The 247-nt window shown below is 57.5% G+C and carries 1 protein-coding gene; it reads left to right on the top strand.

Features of this window, described 5'->3' with window-relative positions; genetic code table 11:
* Window positions 1-247, top strand: a 247-nt coding sequence (locus CVH10_RS27060) for a hypothetical protein (RefSeq protein ID WP_219925050.1), incomplete at both ends; no start/stop codon positions are given.

Here is a 247-nt window from a genome sequence, read left to right as displayed (position 1 = left end):
CAATCGGGCACGTTGGAAAGTCCTTTCGCCTCACTGGAATACGCTCACGACAAGGCGCAGCCCGGTGACACTATTCTTCTACGCGGGGGGGTCTACACGCCGCTTTCAAGCATTGATCTGACGAAAGACGGTGTCAGCGGCAAGTCAATCACAGTCGCGAGCTACGCCGGCGAACACGCCGTCTTGGACGGCTCCCGTATGACTCAAGGCGAATACGTCCTGAACATGCAGGATGCGTCTTGGAACC

The sequence above is a fragment of the Halomonas sp. ND22Bw genome (assembly GCF_003011945.1).
GTDB lineage: Bacteria > Pseudomonadota > Gammaproteobacteria > Pseudomonadales > Halomonadaceae > Halomonas > Halomonas halophila.
This window is presented reverse-complemented; position numbering and strand designations above follow the sequence as displayed.